The sequence below is a fragment of the Vulcanithermus mediatlanticus genome (assembly GCF_055385885.1).
Genome location: NZ_AP042385.1, coordinates 1,914,239 through 1,931,392, shown reverse-complemented (window position 1 = coordinate 1,931,392; position 17,154 = coordinate 1,914,239). Strand labels below are relative to the sequence as shown.

Genomic DNA, 17,154 nt, shown 5'->3' with positions numbered 1-17,154 from the left:
TGGGAGGAATTCAGGAAATTTTGGACGCCTCAGAGTTTGTGACCTTTTTCTCTAGTTCTGCCTGCGCCGCCGCCAGCCGGGCCGTCAGCACCCGGAAAGGCGAAGCGGAGACATAATCAAAGCCCAGACCGGCCACGAACTTCACCGACGAGGCCTCGCCCCCATGCTCGCCACAAACACCGAGCTTGAGCCCTTCCCTCGCCGCCCGGCCTTCCCGGGCCGCGATTTCAATGAGCCGGCCGACACCGGCGGCATCCAGCCGCTCGGTGGGGTCATCGGTCAAGATGCGCCGGTCGAGATAGTCCGGGAGGAACTGGCCCGCGTCGTCGCGGGAAATGCCGAAGGTGAGCTGGGTGAGGTCGTTGGTCCCGAAGCTGAAAAAGGCCACCAGCGGCGCCAGTTCACCGGCGGTGAGCGCCGCCCGTGGGGTTTCGATCATGGTGCCGAAAGGAATCCGAAGGCCGTAGCGCTCAAAGAGCGGTTCGATCACCTCGAGCGCCGCTTCCACTTCCCTGCGGTCGGCGATCAGGGGCAGCATGAGCTCGGGTCGGGGGTCGTATCCAGCCTGGAGGAGTTCCCGAGTGGCGCTGAGCAGCGCTTCGACCTGGACCTTCAGGATCTCGGGCCGGATGAGGAGCAGGCGAATGCCCCGGAAGCCCAGCATGGGGTTCATCTCGTGGAGCAAGCGAACCTTGCGCAGCAGCTGACGCTCGCCGGGCTCGAGGGCGCCGGCGGCCGCCTTCTTCTCCAGCTCGACCAGCGGCGGGAGGAATTCATGCAGCGGCGGGTCCAAGAGCCGGATGGTGACCGGCAGCCCGTCCATGGCCTTGAGGATGCCCAGGAAATCCTCCTTTTGGAATTCGAAGATCTTCTCGAGCGCGGCCTCGGCCTCTTCCTCGTCTTCGGCAAGGATCAGCGCCCGCATCCAGCGGAGCTTTTCCTCGTCGAAGAACATGTGCTCGGTGCGAACGAGCCCGATGCCCTCTGCGCCGAGCGCCCGGGCCTTCTGGGCATCCTCCGGGGTATCGGCGTTGGCACGCACCCCCAGGCTGCGGTAACGATCGGCCCAGGTGAGCAGCTTCTCCAAGTAACCGCTGGCGCCGCCCTCGACGAGGGACACCTCGCCAACGTAAACCTGCCCGGAAGAACCATCGATGCTGATCACGTCGCCCTCACGCAGCTCAAATTCCCCCAGGAAAAAGCGCTTGGCCGAGGCCTCGATCCTGAGCGACTGTACCCCCACCACCGCCGGCACGCCCATGCCCCGGGCCACCACAGCGGCGTGGCTGGTCATACCGCCGCGGGCGGTGAGGATGCCCTTGGAGATGAACATCCCGGTGACGTCCTCGGGGCTGGTCTCGGTGCGGACCAGGATGACGTCGTACCCGCGGCCGGTCCACTCCTGGGCCGCCTGGGGGCTGAGCACGGCACGACCGACCGCTGCCCCGGGGCTCGCCGGCAGCCCGCTGGCGACCGGCGCCCTGCCATCGGTGCGATCGATCCGGGCGCGGAGCAAGGCCGGCAAGGTATCGGCGTCGACGCGCAAGAGCGCCTGGCGCTCGTCGATCAGGCCCTCCTCGACCATCTCCACCGCGATCCGCACCGCCGCCTCGGGGGTCCGCTTGCCGTTTCGGGTCTGCAGCAAATAGAGCTTTCCGCGCTCGACGGTGAACTCGAAGTCCTGCATGTCGCCGAAGTGGCGCTCGAGTTTTTCCGCCACCGCCTCGAGCTCGGCATAGAGGGAGGGGTTTTCTTCGCGCAGCACCTCGAGCGACTCCGGGGTCCGCACCCCCGCCACCACGTCCTCGCCCTGGGCGTTGCGCAGGTACTCCCCGTAGAGCCTGCGCTCGCCGGTGGCCGGGTTACGGGTGAAGGCCACCCCGGTTCCCGAGTCGTCACCGAGGTTTCCGAAGACCATCGCCTGAACGTTCACCGCGGTGCCGAGGTGGTCGGGAATCCGGTAGTGGCGGCGGTAGGCCTGGGCCCGGGGATTGTTCCAGCTTTTGAAGACGGCGAGGATCGCACCCTGGAGCTGGGCCCAGGGATCCTCGGGGAAGCTGGCGCCGCTTTCCTCGATCGCGAGGCGAAAACGTTCGGCGAGCCTTTCCAGGTCGGCGGCGGAAAAATCCACATCGCGCTCGATACCGAGCCGGGCCTTCTCGGCATCGAGGATCGAGGAAAAGCGCTGGGCGGGAATGCCGAGCACCACCTCCCCGTACATTTGGATCAAGCGGCGATAGCTGTCCCAGGCAAACCGTGGACTCTGGCTGGCTTCGGAAAGCGCAGCGACCCCCTCGCGCGTCAACCCGAGGTTGAGGATGGTGTCCATCATCCCCGGCATGCTGACCGGCGCCCCCGAACGGACCGAAACCAAAAGCGGCATCCCCGGCCCGCCAAAGCGCTTCCCGGTGGCCTGCTCGAGGGCGGCGATCCCCTCACGCACCTCGTCCCAAAGCCCCTCCGGCACCGCGCCTGTCTCCAGATACACGCGGCAGGCCTCGGTGGTCACCGTCAGGCCAGGAGGCACGGGGAATCCAAGCGCCGTCATCTCGGCCAGGGCAAACCCCTTGCCCCCTAAGAGCGTCCGGTCCAAACCGCGAGCCTGCCCAAAAAGAAACGTGTACTGCATAAGTTCCTCCCCTGGGGAATAATCCACCACTCCCCAAGTCACAGCATAGTTCGCTTTTCCTCTCTAGGCCGGGGTTTGTTCCACAGTGGCCGCTTTGAGCAGGCGGTGTTTTTCGATGAGATCTTTCAGGGTGGTGTTGGAGAGGACGGTGCGGACCGCGATGTCGACCTGGCGCCAGAGCTCCTCGGTGGCGCAGGAGCCCACCTGCCAGCAAGCGCCGGGCTCGTCGAGGCATCCCACCGGAGAAACGCTGCCCTCGAGGGCCTCCACCACCTCCAGCGCCGTAATCTCCTCCGGTGGCCTGGCCAGCCGGTAGCCGCCCTTGGCCCCCCGAACGCTGCGGATAAACCCACCCCGACGCAACGCGGAGGCGATCTGTTCCAGGTAGTGCTGGCTGATGTGCTGGGCCTCGGCCACCTCCTTCAGGGGTACGGGCTCAGGCCCGCGGGCGCCGATCTCCAGCAGTGCTCTCAAACCGTACTGGGCCCGGGTCGAAATCCACATGGCTCTATTCTAACCCGTAAATCCCGCAAGGCAATCTAGGGTTTCAAACGGGCGGCCAGGAGGGCGAGCACGAAGATCCCCCCTTCAACGACGATCACCGTGGCTCCACTCGGGATATCCAGCTGGTAGGCGAGCAAAATGCCGGCCACCGTACCCAGCACCCCGAAGGCGACCGAGATGACCGTCATCTGAAAAAGCGTCTTCGACAGGAGCCTGGCGCTGGCCGCCGGGATCACCAGCACCGCCGCCACCAGCAACAAGCCCACCACTTTCAGCGCCACCACCACCACCGCGGCCACCAGGACGGAGAAGATCTGGTCGTCGCGTTCAACGCGCACCCGATCGGCCATGGCCAGATCGCGATCGAAGGTCGCGTATGCCCATCGCCCCCAAACCAAAAGCGAAGCGAACACCAGGATAAAGAGGATGGCCGCCGCCTCGATGTCCGCCGGTCCCACGGCGAGCACCGACCCGAAGAGGTAGGTAAACGCGCTCGAGGTGTAGCTCCCTTTCAGCGCCAGCAAAATGACGCCCAGGGCCACCGAGAGCGAAAACAGCACCCCGATGGCGGTGTCGCCGGCGATCGCGGTCCGGCTTTGCAGCCAGCCGATTCCGAGCGCGATCATGACCGTAAAGGGGACGGCGATTGCAAGCGGCTCAAGACCCAAAAAGATCCCCAGCGCCACACCCCCAAGCGCCGCGTGGGCCAAGCCCGAGCCCAAAAAGCTCAGCCGGCGCTGGACCACGAACACGCCAAGATAGCTGGTCATGATCCCGACCAGAACGCCCGCGAGCAACGCCCGCTGCATGAAGGGGAGCGAGAGCGCCTCAATCATCGCGTCCCCTCCGACCCACGATGGCGCCATGGGCGTGACCGGTATGGCCAAAGGCCCGTCGCAGGCAGCGCTCGCTCAGGGCGACCGATGGAGGGCCGAAACCGATCACCCGGCGGTTCAACACCAGTACGTGGGTAGCGTGGTGATAGGCCGCGTCCCAGTCGTGGGTGATCATCATGACCGTCGCCCCGTGCTGGCTTTGAAAAGCCTCGATCATCCGGTACATGTCGGATTCACCCAGGGCGTCCATCCCGGTTGCGGGTTCGTCGAGCAAAAGGAGCCTGGGCTGGCGAACGAAGGCCCGGGCCAGGTAGAGGCGTTGGAGCTCACCGCCCGAAAGCCCCGCCAGGGGGCGGTCAGCGAGGTGCGCCCCCTGGACCGGACTGAGGGCAGCCAGCGCCTGCTCGCGCTCGTGCGCGGTCACCCGGAGCGGCCATCGCTGCCGCAGCCCGCTCACCACCAGCTCAATCCCGAGCGCCGGGAATGAACGGTCCAGGGTTTTGAACTGGGGAACAAAACCAAACCATTGCGAGGGCACCTCCTGGATCGGCCGGCCAAACAGGCGGACCCCGCCCCGGCGGGGGCGGATGAGGCCCAGGACCACCCGCAAAAGTGTGCTCTTCCCTGCCCCGTTCGGGCCGACCACGGCAACGAACGCCCCCTCGGGTACGGTAAGGCTCACCTCGTCGAGCGCCACGTACCGCCCGTAACGGACTTCCACTTCCCGAAGCTCGATGGCAGGCTCCACGGCCCCAGCATAGGCGATCTTCGCTTGACCGGGCGCGAAAACCGTTCAATGATGAAAATGCACCAGCAAGGAGGGAGGTTCATGCAAGAACACGATCCCATTCTTCCCCAGGTCAAAGCGTGGCGGGCTCGTGCTGCGCGCGAGCCGGAGTCGTTCTGGGCCCAGGCCGCCGAAGGTCTGGAATGGTTCGCCCCCTGGAAGACGGTCTTCCGCTGGGAAGGCCCGCGCTTTTCCTGGTTCGAGGGCGGCATCACCAACCTGGCGGCGAACGCCCTGGACCGGCACGTCCGTCGGGGCCAGGGCGGCCGGGCGGCGTTGGTTTTTCTCAACGAGGCCGGAGAAGAGCGAACCTTTACCTATGCCCGGCTGCTCGACCTGGTGAGCACCGCCAGCAGTGCGCTCAGGGGTCTGGGGGTGAAAAAGGGCGACCGCATCACGCTTTACATGCCCCCGATCCCGGAGGCCATCATCCTCATGCTGGCAGCAACCCGGATCGGCGCCATCCACTCGGTCGTCTTCGCCGGCTTCGGGACCGGGGCGCTGCACGCCCGCATCAAGGCCAGCGGCTCCAAATACGTTTTCACCGCCGACGTCACCTATCGTCGCGGCCAGCCCGTTCCCCTCAAGCCGATCGTGGACGAGGCCCTCGAGGGCCTCGAAGACCTGGTGGAGCGTGTGGTCGTCGTCACCCGGGAAAAGAAAACCGCGGCCAACCGAGGCCCGCGCGACATGACCTGGGATGAGTTTCTGGCCCAGGCCGGCCCCTCGGGGGATGCCCAACCGATGGAGGCCAACGAGCCGGCGTTCATCCTGGCCACTTCGGGGACCACCGGCCGCCCCAAGCTCGTGGTCCACACCCACGGCGGCTACGCGGTGGGCATCCAGGCCGCCGCCCGCTGGATCTACGACCTCCGCCCCGAGGACGTGTGGTGGGCCACCTCGGACATCGGCTGGATCGTCGGCCATTCCTACATCGTCTACGCCCCCCTCCTCATCGGGGCCACCACCATCGCCTACGAGGGCGCCTACGATCACCCCGGTCCCGATGTGTTCTGGAAGGTCATCGAACGCTACCGGGTGAGCGGGGTCTTCACCTCGCCCACACTGATCCGGATGCTGATGAAGCACGGCACCGAGGCGGCCCGCGGGTTCGACCTTTCCTCGGTTCGCCGGGTGTTCTCCGCTGGAGAAGTTCTGAACCCGCCGGCCTGGGCCTGGCTGCAAGGGGAGGTTTTCCGGGACGAGGTGCCGGTCCTCGATCACTGGTGGCAGACGGAAACCGGCGGCCCGGTGATCGCCAACCCTTACGGCGTGGCCACGCTGCCGATCCGGCCCGGCGCCGCCGGCCTGCCCCTCGCCGGCATCGACGTGGCGGTGGTTGATGCCGATGGCAACGAACTTCCCCCAGGCAAAAAGGGGATCCTGGTCATCAAACGCCCATTCCCCCACCTCACCCCGACGCTCTGGGGCGAGCCTGAGCGCTACCACGAGACCTACTGGAACCGCATTCCCGGAAAGCGACTCTACTTCACCGGCGATGCAGCCATGATCGACGAAGACGGCTACGTTCACTTCGCCGGTCGGGCCGACGAAGTGATCAAGGTGGCGGCGCACCGCATCGGCACCATCGAGGTTGAAAACGCCTTCCTCAAGCACCCTGCCGTGGCCGAAGCGGGGGTCACCGGCCGGCCGGACCCCATCCGGGGTGAGGTCATCGCCGCCTTTGTGGTGCTCAAACCGGGCCACGAGCCCAGCGAAGCGCTCAAGGGCGAGCTGCTCCAAACCGTCCGGCGCGAGCTGGGTCCGGTCGCCGTGATCGGTGATCTCTTCTTCGTCAAAAGCCTCCCCAAGACCCGTTCCGGGAAGATCATGCGCCGGGTTCTCAGGGCCATCGTGACCGAGCAAGACCCCGGCGATATGAGCACCATCGAGGAACAGGGGTCGGTGACCGAGATCCAAAGCGCCTACCGGGCGCAAAAACACGACCCCGCATGAAGCTCAGGCCACCGGCGCCACCCGGAGATACTCGGCGTCGGTGGCCTTTTCGTAGGCCATGGCCAGCGAAAAGAGGCGCTCGTCCGCCAGCGCCGGCGCGATCAGCTGAACCCCGACCGGAAGTCCGTCGACAAAACCCGCCGGCACGCTGAGGGCCGGCAGCCCGGCCAGGTTCACCGCCACGGTGTTGATGTCGCTCAGGTACATGGCCAGGGGGTCTTCGAGCTTCTCACCCAATCGAAAGGCCGGGGTCGGAGTGGTCGGGGTGACGAGGACATCGGCTTGCTCGAAGGCGGCCTCGAAATCGCGAGCGATCCGGCGACGGGCCTTGAGCGCCCTCGCGTAGTATGCGTCGTAATAGCCGGAGGAAAGGGCAAACGTACCCATGAAGATGCGGCGTTTGACCTCCAGGCCGAGCATCCGGGCCCGGGTCCGCATCATCATCTCGGTCAGGGTGCCGGCTTCCGCCCGCTCGGTAAAAAGGGTGCCATCGTATCGAGCCAGGTTGGCGCTGGCCTCGCTGGTGGCGACCAGGTAATACGCGGCCAGGGCGTATTCGAGCGAAGGCAGGCTAACCTCGACCACCCGGGCGCCCAGCCGCTCAAGCTCGGCCGTGAAGGCCAGAAGCGCCTCGGCCACACCGCGATCGTTGCCGGGACCTACGCTCTCGCGAACGATTCCAATGCGCATCCCGGAAACGGGCCACGCCAGCGCTTCCTGGAAGCGGTTTTTCACCTCAAGCGTGGTGTGATCGTGGGGATCGTAGCCGGCCATGAGGTCCATCACCCGGGCCAGATCGCGCGTGCTGCGGGCAAAGGGACCTACGGCGTCGAGGCTCGAGGCGAAAGCGATCAGGCCGTAGCGCGAGACCCGACCGTAGGTCGGCTTGAATCCGAGCACCCCGGTGAAGGCCGCGGGCTGCCGGATGCTCCCCCCGGTATCCGAGCCCAGGGCCACGGGTACGAGCCCCGCCGCCACGATCGCGGCCGACCCCCCCGAGGATCCACCCGGCACCCGCGATGGGTCCCAGGGATTCCGGGTGGGACCAAAGGCCGAGTGCTCGGTTGAGGAGCCCATGGCGAACTCGTCGAGGTTGGCCTTGCCCACCACGATCGCCCCGGCCGCCTGGAGGCGGCGGACCGCGGTCGCGGTGTAGGGAGGGACGAAGCTTTGCAAAATCTTCGAACCCGCAGTGGTTCGGAGCCCGGCGGTCACCAGGTTGTCCTTCACCGCCAGGGGCACGCCGGCGAGCGGCAGCGTCTCGCCCGCCTTCAGCCGCCGCGCCAGCGCCCGGGCGGCCTCGAGGGCGCCTTCGTTCAACGTAATCAGGGCATTGAGGCGTGAATCGACAGACCCGGTCCGCTCCAAAACCTCACCGATGAACTCCACCGGGTCCATCCGGCCCGCATTCACCGCTTTCGCAATCTCGACCGCATGCATCGCGCCCATCCTAACCGAGCCGCGTTCCCCGGCAAAGCCGGCTCAAAAGAAGAAGGCCAAAAACTGGCTCTGTGCCCAAACCAACATCCACTGGATGGGCTGACGGAACACGGTGAGGATCAGCAAAAAGCTCACCCAGCTATAGCGCTCGAGTGCCCATAGCCAGGGGTGAAAACGAAGCGGAAGCAGCGACTGGAGGATCTTCGAACCGTCGAGCGGCGGAATGGGCAGCAGATTGAAAACCGCCAGCACCAGATTAATCGTCGTGAAGTAGTAGGCGGCGAGCGCCAGGGCCCCCACGCCCGAACTCACCCCAGAAAAGGCCGCGACCACCGCACGCGGATCGAGTTGAAACAGCGCCTTCAAAAAGAGGGCCCCGAGCACGGCGAGCGCGAGATTGATCACGATCCCCGCCATCGACACCACGAAAAGCCCCAAGCGGTAGGGTCGGAACCGGGCGGGGTTGATGGGGACCGGCTTGGCCCAACCGAACCCGACGAAGAGTAAAAGCAGGGTTCCCAGAGGATCGAGGTGGGCGAGGGGATTGAGCCGCAAGCGCCCCATCCGGCGCGCGGTGTCGTCGCCGAAAAAAAGTGCGGCCAGGGCGTGTCCCAGCTCGTGAAGGACGAGGGCGAACACCAGCGCCAGCGCGATGAGCGCGAATACCAGGGGGTCCGTTCGCAGAAGGTCAATCAGCATCGCATTCCCCTAGAGACCGATGATCCGCAGCAGGGTGTTGAGGAAACCGTAGAGCCCCTGCTCCACCGCCCCCAAAACGCCGGTATAGGAGAGCACCAAAAAAACGAGCAAGAAACCGATAGGACCGTAGCTCTCAAGCCGGGAAAGGAAGCGCCGCGCCTCGTAGCCGCCGAGGGCGTGCACCACCCGCGCCCCGTCGAGGGGTGGGATGGGGAAAAGGTAGACCGCGGCGTGGCGGACCATGACCAGGGCCGCGACCTGGAGCCCGTAACTGATCTGGCCCAGGCCGAGCGCGCTCGGCAGCAAGGCGGCGATCAGTAGATAGGCAAACGCGGCCAGCAAGAACCCGAGCGGCCCCATCAGAGCCACCGCCGCCTCGCGCCGACCGTAGAGCCGGTAGGGAACGAAACGCGGCCAGCCAAAACCCAGGAGCACGAGCAGCAAAATGCCCAGTGGGTCGAAGTGAACCCTGGGCTCCAGGGTCAAAAACCCATACGTGCGCGGGGTTCGATCACCGTAACGGTCGGCGAGCCAGGCTTGGGCCAGGTTGTGCAGAACCAGCCCGAAGGCGCTCGCCGCGGTGGCGACCAGGAACACCAGGGGGTTAGGAAGAAGGCTTAGCAGTCCCATAAGCTTTTATCAGTCTACGCGCCAACGTGAGTTCTTCTTCATAGGTCCGCACCTCGCCCCGGCGCCGGGCTTCGTCGATCGCCCGCAGCACCGCCCCCACCTTGGGTCCCGGTGTCATGCCCAACGCCAGGAGGTCGCGTCCGCGAAGCTTTCGCCGCTCGCCTCGCAACCACTCGCTCCGTTTCGGGTAGCGTGCCAGGAAGGCTTGGGCCAGCGCCGGGCCGAAGCGCCGGATCACCTCCGGGTCGGCCGGGGGCTCTTTGAGCAACGCACCCGCCTCGCCGATCGCCTTCGGGAAAAACCAGCGGCGGGCCCAGGCCCTGGGGTCGCTGGCGGCCGAAGCCAGGAGGTAGAGGTAGGCCTGGGGGTCGGCGCGTGATTCGGGCCTTCCCGACTCAAGGCGCGAAAGGGCCTGCCACACCCCGGGGGTGACCTCGAGCTCGAAGACACGGGTGAGCACCCCGTGCTGCCTGTACGCTTCCAGCGCTTTCAGCGGCGAGGGTTCGGAAAGCGCCGCCAGGAGTTCATCCTTCAACCGGCTCTTCGAGGTGCGCGACAGGATCTCCGGTGACAGGGCGGCCGGGATCTGTTCGAGGGCCTCTTCCGCGAGGTGGAACCCAAGCCGCGAGGCAAGGCGCAGACCTCTCAGAACCCGGCTTGGATCCTCAACGAAGGAGACCGGAGAGAGCGGCCGCAAAACGCGCTTTTTGAGGTCCTCGATGCCGCCGTAAGGGTCAAAGAGCTGCGCCGGCGGTGGGTGGAGGCGCAAAGCCATGGCGTTGACCGTAAAATCCCGCCGCCGGAGGTCGCGCTCCATCGTGCTCGGCCGAACACTGGGGAGCGCCCCCGGGTGCGCGTAGGCTTCCTCGCGGGGAAGGGCGAGGTCGAGCACGGCACCGCCCCCGAGCCTCACCCGGGCGGTCCCGAAGGCCGGGTGGGCCTCGAACTCCCCGCCGAAGCGCTCCACGAGGGAGGCCGCGACCTCGCTGGGGTGGGCGCCCTCGAGGACCAGATCCACGTCGGGGCCGACCTCACCCAGATACGCATCCCGGACCGCCCCGCCCACCAGATAGACGGTCGCACCGGGAAACGCTTCGACGATGGCGGCGATGGCCTTCCGAGCTCCAGCCGGAAGCGCCATGGCCAGGCGCTCGGCGAGCCCCGGGGCTTCGGGAATCGCCTTTTGGTAGAGGTCGGTTCGGGTAAAAATCCCTACCACCCGTCCGCCTTCCTCGACGAGAACCCGACCGGCCCCCTCCTTGAGCGCCCGTTCGGCCTGGGAAAGCGGCGCGCCGGCGGGCAGGATCACCGCCGGCTGCATGAAGCTCTTGGCCGGCGCCCCGCCCATGCCGAGCAGCTCCGCCCGCTCCAGATCGCGACGCCTGAGCATCCCGAGCACCCGGCTCCGCTCGAAGATGGGCATGCCACCAAAGCCCCGCCTGCGCATCTCGACCAGGGCCTCGCTCACGGTGGGGTTGCCGGAAAGACCTTCGACGCCGCGGGTCATCACCTCGCCGAGCTTCGGCTCGTCGCTGGCGAACGCCGGCAGCGCGGCGACGAGTCGCTCCCGGACCGCCTCCAGCGGTATATCCACCCGGGCGAACGCCGCCCAGGGATGCCCGCCACCGCGGCCCAGCACCCGGCGCAAGAGCTGGTCGACGGCCACCTCGCCCCGGCTGCGGGCGATCACCAGCCGCTGCTGACCGAGCCTCAGGAGCAAAATCACCGCGTCGGCGCCAAAAAGGTCGGCCACGGTGTGTGCGAGCGGTGCCAGCGCCGGGACATACCCCTCCTTTTGCGCCTCGGCGATCACGACCCGTCGGGACCCGGCCGCGACCACCTGAGCCGTTTCCAAGAGTTCCTCGAGGACCTCCTTGGCCTGGGGGTCGAGCGCCCCCCGGATCCAGCTTTGGACCCGGGCCGGGTCGGCCCCCGAACGCATGAGGAAGGCGGCAGCCTCGAGGTCCTCCGGTGTGGTCCCGGCGTAGGTAAACCCACCGGTATCCTCGACCAGACCGGCGTAGGCCAGCTCGGCTTCGAAGGCCCGGAGCACGACGCCCCGGTCCTCGAGCAGCTTGGCGAGGATGGTGGTGGTCGCCCCCACCACACGGATCACGCCGCCCCCGGCCAGGATGGCCTCATCCTCAGGGGGATGGTGGTCGTAGACGAAAAAGGGCACCCGCCCGATCAGTTTGGCCAAGGGACCGATCCGGCCCGGGCTTTGGGTGTCGACCACCACCACCTCCTCGACCTTTTCCAGCGGGACCTGGCTGGCGGGGATCAACGCCAGGTGATCGCCGTAGAGATTGACCGCTTCGCGGATCCGGCCCTCGAGGCCCCCGACCTGGACCAGCACCGCCCCCGGGTGCAAATGCCGCGCCAGCACCATCGCGCCCAAAGCGTCGAAGTCGAGGTTTTCATGGCCGACAATGACTCGCACCGCACGCCTCCCCGCACCCTAAGCCAAGAGCTCCAGGAGCCGCTCCACGACGTGGAGCTTTTCCGTTGGTCTCAGGCTTTTCTTCAATACCCGGAATCCCGGCGGGTACCGCGTGACCTCCACTGGAAACGGCGTCTCCTTGAGGGAGCGCGCATCGTAGTCAAAGGGCCAGGAGGCCACCGCGATCTGGATCTGGGTGAGGTCCTCGGTGATCGATCGCACGCCGCGACGCTCGGCCAGGAGGCGCAGACGGCTGAGCCGCAAGAAGTTCTCCGCTTCTTCCGGCAGTGGGCCGTAGTCATCGATCAATGCTCGCCGGATCCGGCTCAGCTCGGCGAGCCGCTTGGCCCGGGCCAGCCGGGAATAAACGCGACTCCTGGCGATCTCGTCGGAAATATAGTCCGGCGGAAGGTAGGCCGACACCTTGAGGTCGATGGTCGCGTGCGGGGCCTTGGGTTCCGGCGTCCCCTGGAGTTTCCGCACCGCCTCGGCGACCATCTCGGCATAGACCTCCAAAGAGACGGCTCGAACGTGCCCGTGCTGCTCGGGCCCGAGCAGGTTGCCCACGCCGCGAATCTCCATATCGCGCTCGGCGAGCAGGTGGCCGGTCCCGAGGTCGGAGAGGTCGGCGATCGCCGCCAGCCGCTTCTCCGCGCTTTCGGTCAGCCTTTCGGGATGGAAGAGGTAGGCCCAGGCCTCCCGCTCGCGCCGACCTACCCGTCCCCGGAGCTGGTAGAGCTGAGCGAGCCCCAGGCGATCGGCGCGCTCGATCACGATGGTATCGGCCATGGGCACGTCAAGGCCGGACTCAACGATGGTGGTCGCGACCAGCACGTCGAAGGCACCGCGCTCGAACTCGAGCATGACCTCCTCGATCGCGCTCGCCGGCATCTGACCGTGCACCACCCCAATTCTGGCTTCGGGCACCAGACGCGAGAGCCAGCGGGTGCGCTTTTCGATCGAGGCCACCCGGTCGTGGACGTAAAAGACCTTGCCTCCACGCTCGATTTCGAAGAGGATGGCCTCGCGGACCAAAAGGGGATCAAAGGGGGCGATCACGGTGCGAATGGGCTTCCGCCCCGGCGGTGGGGTTTGGATCGAGCTGATGTCTTTGAGGCCCACGAGCGCCTGATAAAGGGTGCGGGGGATGGGGGTCGCGGAAAGGTAGAGCGTGTCCACGCCGGCCTTGAGCTCGCGAAGGCGCTCTTTCTGCGCCACGCCAAAACGATGCTCCTCGTCGACGATCAACAGCCCCAGATCCTTGAACTTCACCCCGGGCTCGAGCAAGCGGTGAGTGCCGATGACGATATCCACCGTCCCCCGGGCCAGCCCTGCCAGCACCGCCTCAACGACCGATCTCGGGGTAAAGCGGGAGAGCATCTCGACGCGCACCGGAAGTTCCCGGAAACGGTCCCGGAAGGTGCGGTAGTGCTGTTCGGCGAGGAGCGTGGTCGGAACCAGGAACACGACCTGGCGGCCGTGCCCGACCACGCGATGGGCCGCCCTCAGCGCCACTTCGGTCTTGCCAAACCCCACGTCCCCCGAAATCAGGCGGTCCATCGGCCTCGGCGCTTCCAGGTCGCGCATGACGTCCTCGAGGGCCTGCTTTTGGTCAGCGGTGAGTTCGTAGGGGAAGTTCGCCTCGATCAGCGGATCCCACTCGGCAAGCGGTGGGTAGCTGTGCCCCTTTTGGGCTTGACGCTTGGCGTAGAGCACCACCAGCCGCTGGGCCAGCGCCTCCGCCGAGCGGCGGGCACGCTCCTTGGTTCGCTTCCAGTCCTTTTTCGCGAGCGAGGAGAGTTCCGGCGGCTCGTCGGAGGTCGCCGGGTGTCGCCTGAGAAAGGGGAGGTCCTCGACCGGAACGTAGAGCTTGCCCTCATCGCGGTATTTCAGAACCAGGTAGTCCCGCTTCACGCCCAGGACCTCGCGGGTCTCAAGGCCGAGAAAGCGTCCGATGCCGTGCTCGGGGTGGATCAGATAGTCCCCCTCCGAGAGCAGGTCGGGATCGCTGATCCCCTCGCCCCGGATCCAGCCCCGGCGCACCGAGCTGGCGCCGGCAAATCCGTAGAGCAATGCCTCTGTCAGGTAGACGATGCCCGCTTCTCGGTCAACAAAGCCACCCTCGAAGGGGCCCGGAACCAATAGAAGACCTTCGAACTCGACCACGACCTCGCTGACCCGGGTGGGAAACGCCTGGAGGTGGGTGCGAAGCAGGTAGTCCCTGGCCCGGTCGTGTTTGTAGAAGAAAACAACCTTGAGGCCTTGATCCAACCACCCCCGAAGGTCGCGGACAAACCGCGAGACCTGGCCCCGGTAAGCGGCCAAGGGCTCGACCGGCAGGCTCGTTTTCGCTCCCCCCCGAATGGCGCCGTAAGCGAAAACGTCCCGCCCCTCCAGCGCCGATTCCACCTCGGGGGGAAGAAGCGAGGGTTGATCCAGGAACACCGGCCCTTGAAAAACCTCGAGGAAGGGCACGGTGGGGACGTTTTCCAAAACCTCCGCCCTCGCCCGAAGCACCCAACGCGATTCGGGCTTTCCCCCAACGACGATACGTTCGATAACGTCGCCGAAGAATTCAAGCCGGGCCTCACCGATCTCGACGACCTCGCCGAGGACCCTGACCTCGCCCTCGCGTTCGTACCCCAGCCGCCTGAGGTCCTCAAGCAGGTCCTCGCGGGGGTAGCTGGCGCCGACCTCGAAGACCGCCCTTGCCCCTCCCGGGACCACCGGCACCGGTCTGAGCGCCGATTCGAAGGCCAAAACAACGTGCCTGCCGCTGTCAATGGCCTCGAGGTCCGGCGAAAAAACGGCGCCGGCGCCGAACGCCGACAGCCCCTGGTAGAGCCCGAGCTGGAACTCGGGTACGAGCAAGAGCGCCGGCGCTCGCTGCCGGGCAAAGTGCCAGGCCCGGGCCACCTGGGGCAAGCCTGGGTAGAATCGGCGCTTTTCGTCTATCAACATGCGCTCCACTGCCACAGCCCATTCTATAGAATGGCCTTTGTGCTTCTCGTCGTCTCCAACGGCCACGCCGAAGACGCCATCGCGGCCCGGGTCGCCGCTTTGGTGAATCATCCCACCCTCGCGCTCCCGGTGATGGGCAAAGGCAGCCCTTATGAGGGTCTGGCCCAAGTCGAGCTCCTCGAGCCACGCTGGGCACCCCCCTCGGGCGGCTTTCCCTTTGCCAGCGCGAAGAATCTGATCGACGACCTCAAGGCCGGTCTCCTCACCATCGTTCCCAGGCAGATCCGGGCCGTGCAGCAGGTGCGCAGCCGTGTGAAAGCTGTCCTGGCCGTTGGGGACGCCTACGCTCTGTTTCTCGGCTGGCTCGCGAGCGCTCGCGGTCACAAACCGCTCTTCCACCTCCAGCCCTTGATCTCGGCCCACTATCTGAAAGGAAGACACTGGCTGGACCGGCTCCGGCATCTCAACGAACTCGGGGCCGAGGATTTCCTGTGGTTCGAGCGCTGGTTGCAACGAAGCGCCAGGAAAGTCTACGTCCGCGACCGCCTCACCGAATCGAGGGCGCAAAATCTTGGAATTGCCCAGGCGGTGTTCTATGGTAGCTTCGCCATGGATATGCTGGGCCCTCCGGAGCGACCTCTTGACTGCTCAAAACCGGTCATCGCCCTGCTCCCGGGAACGCGGGCGGATGCCAGCTTCAGCCTCCCCATCATGATCCAGGCGGCATCCCTCCTCCCCGAATTCGAGGCCGTGGTCGCCTGGGCGCTGCCGTGGGAAAAGGTCATGCTCCCGCCAGGCTTTTCGCTCCACATCAAAAGCCACGGCCAAGCCCTGGCGACGAACGGGAAAGTATCGGTTCGCCTTGAAAAAGGCGCGTTTTCCGCGATCCTGCACGTCGCGCGCGTGGCCATCGGAACCGCAGGAACCGCGAACGAACAGGCGGCGGGTCTCGGGATCCCCGTCGTGGGCTTTCCCACGCCGGGCCCGCAGTACACCCGCGCGTTTGCCGAACGACAGAAACGGCTGCTCGGAGATGCGCTCCATCTCGTCGCAGCAGATCCTGAAAGCATTGCCGAAGCAGCGCAACGCCTTGTAAAGCCGGGCGAGGCCCGAAAGCGGGCAAGCTCTGCCGCCAGGGAAAGGCTTTGGCCCAAAGGGGCGCTGCCACGGATCGCGTGTGAGCTCAAGGAGGCACTTTGACCCAGTCAGTGGCCTTCATCACCGACGCCCCCAGGATCGCAGGGAGCGAGATCTGGCTGCGGGATACCTTACCAATGCTCGCCGAGCTCGGATTTGAGGTCACGCTCCATTTACCTGCCCACGAAAGCTTGAGGCCCCTCATCGAACACCTCGAGGCACATTCGGTGGGCGTCCGCCCCTACCATCACCTATCCGAACCGGCAGCGAGCACCCAAAGCGCAGACCTCCGTATTCTCCAAGCGTGGTTTCCCCAAACCTATCAAAACCTGGTGGGGAGGTTAAAACGACCCTGGTGGGTTTTCGTCCACGATCAGCTCGAATACAATTACCCACTCGGTCTGCGACGGGTCTTCCGGAGCATTTATGCCGCGACAAAAGCCCGACACCTCCGAAAAGCAGACGGCGTTCTCGTGGGCACACGGTGGGCGGCTCGGCACCTTTGGCAACACTTCCGGGTTCGCGCAACGGCCATTCCGCTGGGGGTCGACCTCGATCGTTTCCATCCAGCCGAAGACTCACGCCGGGCGCACCTGAGAGAAAAATTTGGTCTGACGCGCTTTACCCTCATCAACCCCTCGCGATTCACGCTCGAAAAGAACCAATGGGCTATCGTGCAGACCGCGAGGCTCGTTCCCGAGGCCGATTTTCTCCTGGTGGGAAGTGGGGATGCACGGCGCCTCCTCGAACGCTATGTTCAGCGGTCTGGCATCACGAACGTTCGCTTTTTGGGGCACAGAACCGACATCGCCCAGCTCTATCAAGCCGCCGATGCCGTGATCTTTCCCACGCTCGGCGACAATCCAGGTCTCGTGATCCTCGAGGGCATGGCTTCAGGCCTCCCAGTGATCGCAAGCAACTTCCCGCCTCAAGCCGAAGTACTTACCGCCGAAGAAGGCTTGCTCGTGGCACCGAGGCCACATCACCTGGCCAAAGCTGTGCGCGCCCTGATCACATCCCCATCGCTCGCCAAATCGATGGGGATGCGGGGTCGGCTTCGGGCAGAGCAGAACCATGACCTCAGACAAAGTGTCATGGCGCTGGCAAAGGTTTTGCATGAGGTAAAGTGAGAGAG

Annotated in this window: 12 protein-coding genes; 3 read left to right on the top strand and 9 right to left on the bottom strand. The window is 65.8% G+C overall.

Annotated features, from left to right (window positions below):
- Window positions 1-10 precede the first annotated feature (10 nt).
- From ppdK to ACZ5BT_RS10975, 4 genes are all read right to left on the bottom strand, one after another.
- Window positions 11-2,629: a pyruvate, phosphate dikinase gene (gene ppdK, locus ACZ5BT_RS10990; RefSeq protein WP_464884630.1), complete on the bottom strand. Its 2,619-nt coding sequence runs from the start codon at window positions 2,627-2,629 to the stop codon at window positions 11-13.
- 63 nt (window positions 2,630-2,692) lie between these two features.
- Complete coding sequence (locus ACZ5BT_RS10985) at window positions 2,693-3,133, bottom strand: RrF2 family transcriptional regulator (RefSeq protein ID WP_464884629.1); 441 nt, start codon at window positions 3,131-3,133, stop codon at window positions 2,693-2,695.
- Between the two features lie 35 nt (window positions 3,134-3,168).
- Window positions 3,169-3,969 (bottom strand): metal ABC transporter permease, encoded by an 801-nt coding sequence (locus ACZ5BT_RS10980; RefSeq protein WP_464884628.1) that lies wholly within the window; start codon window positions 3,967-3,969, stop codon window positions 3,169-3,171.
- The gene (locus tag ACZ5BT_RS10975; protein WP_464884627.1) at window positions 3,962-4,717 is read right to left on the bottom strand and encodes a metal ABC transporter ATP-binding protein; all 756 of its coding nucleotides are present in this window, start codon (window positions 4,715-4,717) and stop codon (window positions 3,962-3,964) included. The genes ACZ5BT_RS10980 and ACZ5BT_RS10975 overlap by 8 nt, the downstream gene beginning before the upstream one ends.
- Window positions 4,718-4,798: 81 nt before the next feature.
- Here ACZ5BT_RS10975 and ACZ5BT_RS10970 point away from each other — a divergent pair, with 81 nt between their 5' ends.
- Entirely contained in the window at window positions 4,799-6,712 is a 1,914-nt protein-coding gene (locus ACZ5BT_RS10970; RefSeq protein WP_464884626.1) for an acetate--CoA ligase, read from the top strand.
- Window positions 6,713-6,715: 3 nt separating this feature from the next.
- Here ACZ5BT_RS10970 and gatA read toward each other — a convergent pair whose 3' ends face one another.
- Genes gatA through mfd form a run of 5 tightly spaced genes read right to left on the bottom strand, consistent with a single transcriptional unit; the run spans window position 6,716 to window position 14,882 of the window.
- Window positions 6,716-8,152, bottom strand: a complete 1,437-nt coding sequence (gatA, locus tag ACZ5BT_RS10965; RefSeq protein WP_464884625.1) for an Asp-tRNA(Asn)/Glu-tRNA(Gln) amidotransferase subunit GatA — start codon at window positions 8,150-8,152, stop codon at window positions 6,716-6,718.
- A gap of 42 nt (window positions 8,153-8,194) precedes the next feature.
- Complete coding sequence (locus tag ACZ5BT_RS10960; RefSeq protein ID WP_464885824.1) at window positions 8,195-8,848, bottom strand: site-2 protease family protein; 654 nt, start codon at window positions 8,846-8,848, stop codon at window positions 8,195-8,197.
- Window positions 8,849-8,860: 12 nt separating this feature from the next.
- Entirely contained in the window at window positions 8,861-9,481 is a 621-nt protein-coding gene (locus ACZ5BT_RS10955) for a site-2 protease family protein (RefSeq protein WP_464884624.1), read from the bottom strand.
- Window positions 9,456-11,921 (bottom strand): CBS domain-containing protein, encoded by a 2,466-nt coding sequence (locus ACZ5BT_RS10950; RefSeq protein WP_464884623.1) that lies wholly within the window; start codon window positions 11,919-11,921, stop codon window positions 9,456-9,458. The genes ACZ5BT_RS10955 and ACZ5BT_RS10950 overlap by 26 nt, the downstream gene beginning before the upstream one ends.
- 18 nt (window positions 11,922-11,939) lie before the next feature.
- Window positions 11,940-14,882: a transcription-repair coupling factor gene (mfd, locus tag ACZ5BT_RS10945; RefSeq protein ID WP_464884622.1), complete on the bottom strand. Its 2,943-nt coding sequence runs from the start codon at window positions 14,880-14,882 to the stop codon at window positions 11,940-11,942.
- Between the two features lie 30 nt (window positions 14,883-14,912).
- Here mfd and ACZ5BT_RS10940 point away from each other — a divergent pair, with 30 nt between their 5' ends.
- On the top strand, window positions 14,913-16,082 hold the full coding sequence (locus tag ACZ5BT_RS10940) for a lipid-A-disaccharide synthase-related protein (RefSeq protein WP_464884621.1): 1,170 nt from the start codon (window positions 14,913-14,915) through the stop codon (window positions 16,080-16,082).
- Complete coding sequence (locus ACZ5BT_RS10935) at window positions 16,079-17,149, top strand: glycosyltransferase family 4 protein (RefSeq protein WP_464884620.1); 1,071 nt, start codon at window positions 16,079-16,081, stop codon at window positions 17,147-17,149. The genes ACZ5BT_RS10940 and ACZ5BT_RS10935 overlap by 4 nt, the downstream gene beginning before the upstream one ends.
- The last annotated feature ends 5 nt before the right edge of the window (window positions 17,150-17,154 follow it).

Bases quoted from the DNA above. Each gene is read 5' to 3' on its own strand.
- mfd (WP_464884622.1), bottom strand. From the start codon at position 14,882: ATGTTGATAGACGAAAAGCGCCGATTCTACCCAGGCTTGCCCCAGGTG.
- ACZ5BT_RS10940 (WP_464884621.1), top strand. From the start codon at position 14,913: ATGGCCTTTGTGCTTCTCGTCGTCTCCAACGGCCACGCCGAAGACGCC.
- ACZ5BT_RS10980 (WP_464884628.1), bottom strand. From the start codon at position 3,969: ATGATTGAGGCGCTCTCGCTCCCCTTCATGCAGCGGGCGTTGCTCGCG.
- ACZ5BT_RS10955 (WP_464884624.1), bottom strand. From the start codon at position 9,481: ATGGGACTGCTAAGCCTTCTTCCTAACCCCCTGGTGTTCCTGGTCGCC.
- ACZ5BT_RS10970 (WP_464884626.1), top strand. From the start codon at position 4,799: ATGCAAGAACACGATCCCATTCTTCCCCAGGTCAAAGCGTGGCGGGCT.
- ACZ5BT_RS10985 (WP_464884629.1), bottom strand. From the start codon at position 3,133: ATGTGGATTTCGACCCGGGCCCAGTACGGTTTGAGAGCACTGCTGGAG.
- ppdK (WP_464884630.1), bottom strand. From the start codon at position 2,629: ATGCAGTACACGTTTCTTTTTGGGCAGGCTCGCGGTTTGGACCGGACG.
- gatA (WP_464884625.1), bottom strand. From the start codon at position 8,152: ATGCATGCGGTCGAGATTGCGAAAGCGGTGAATGCGGGCCGGATGGAC.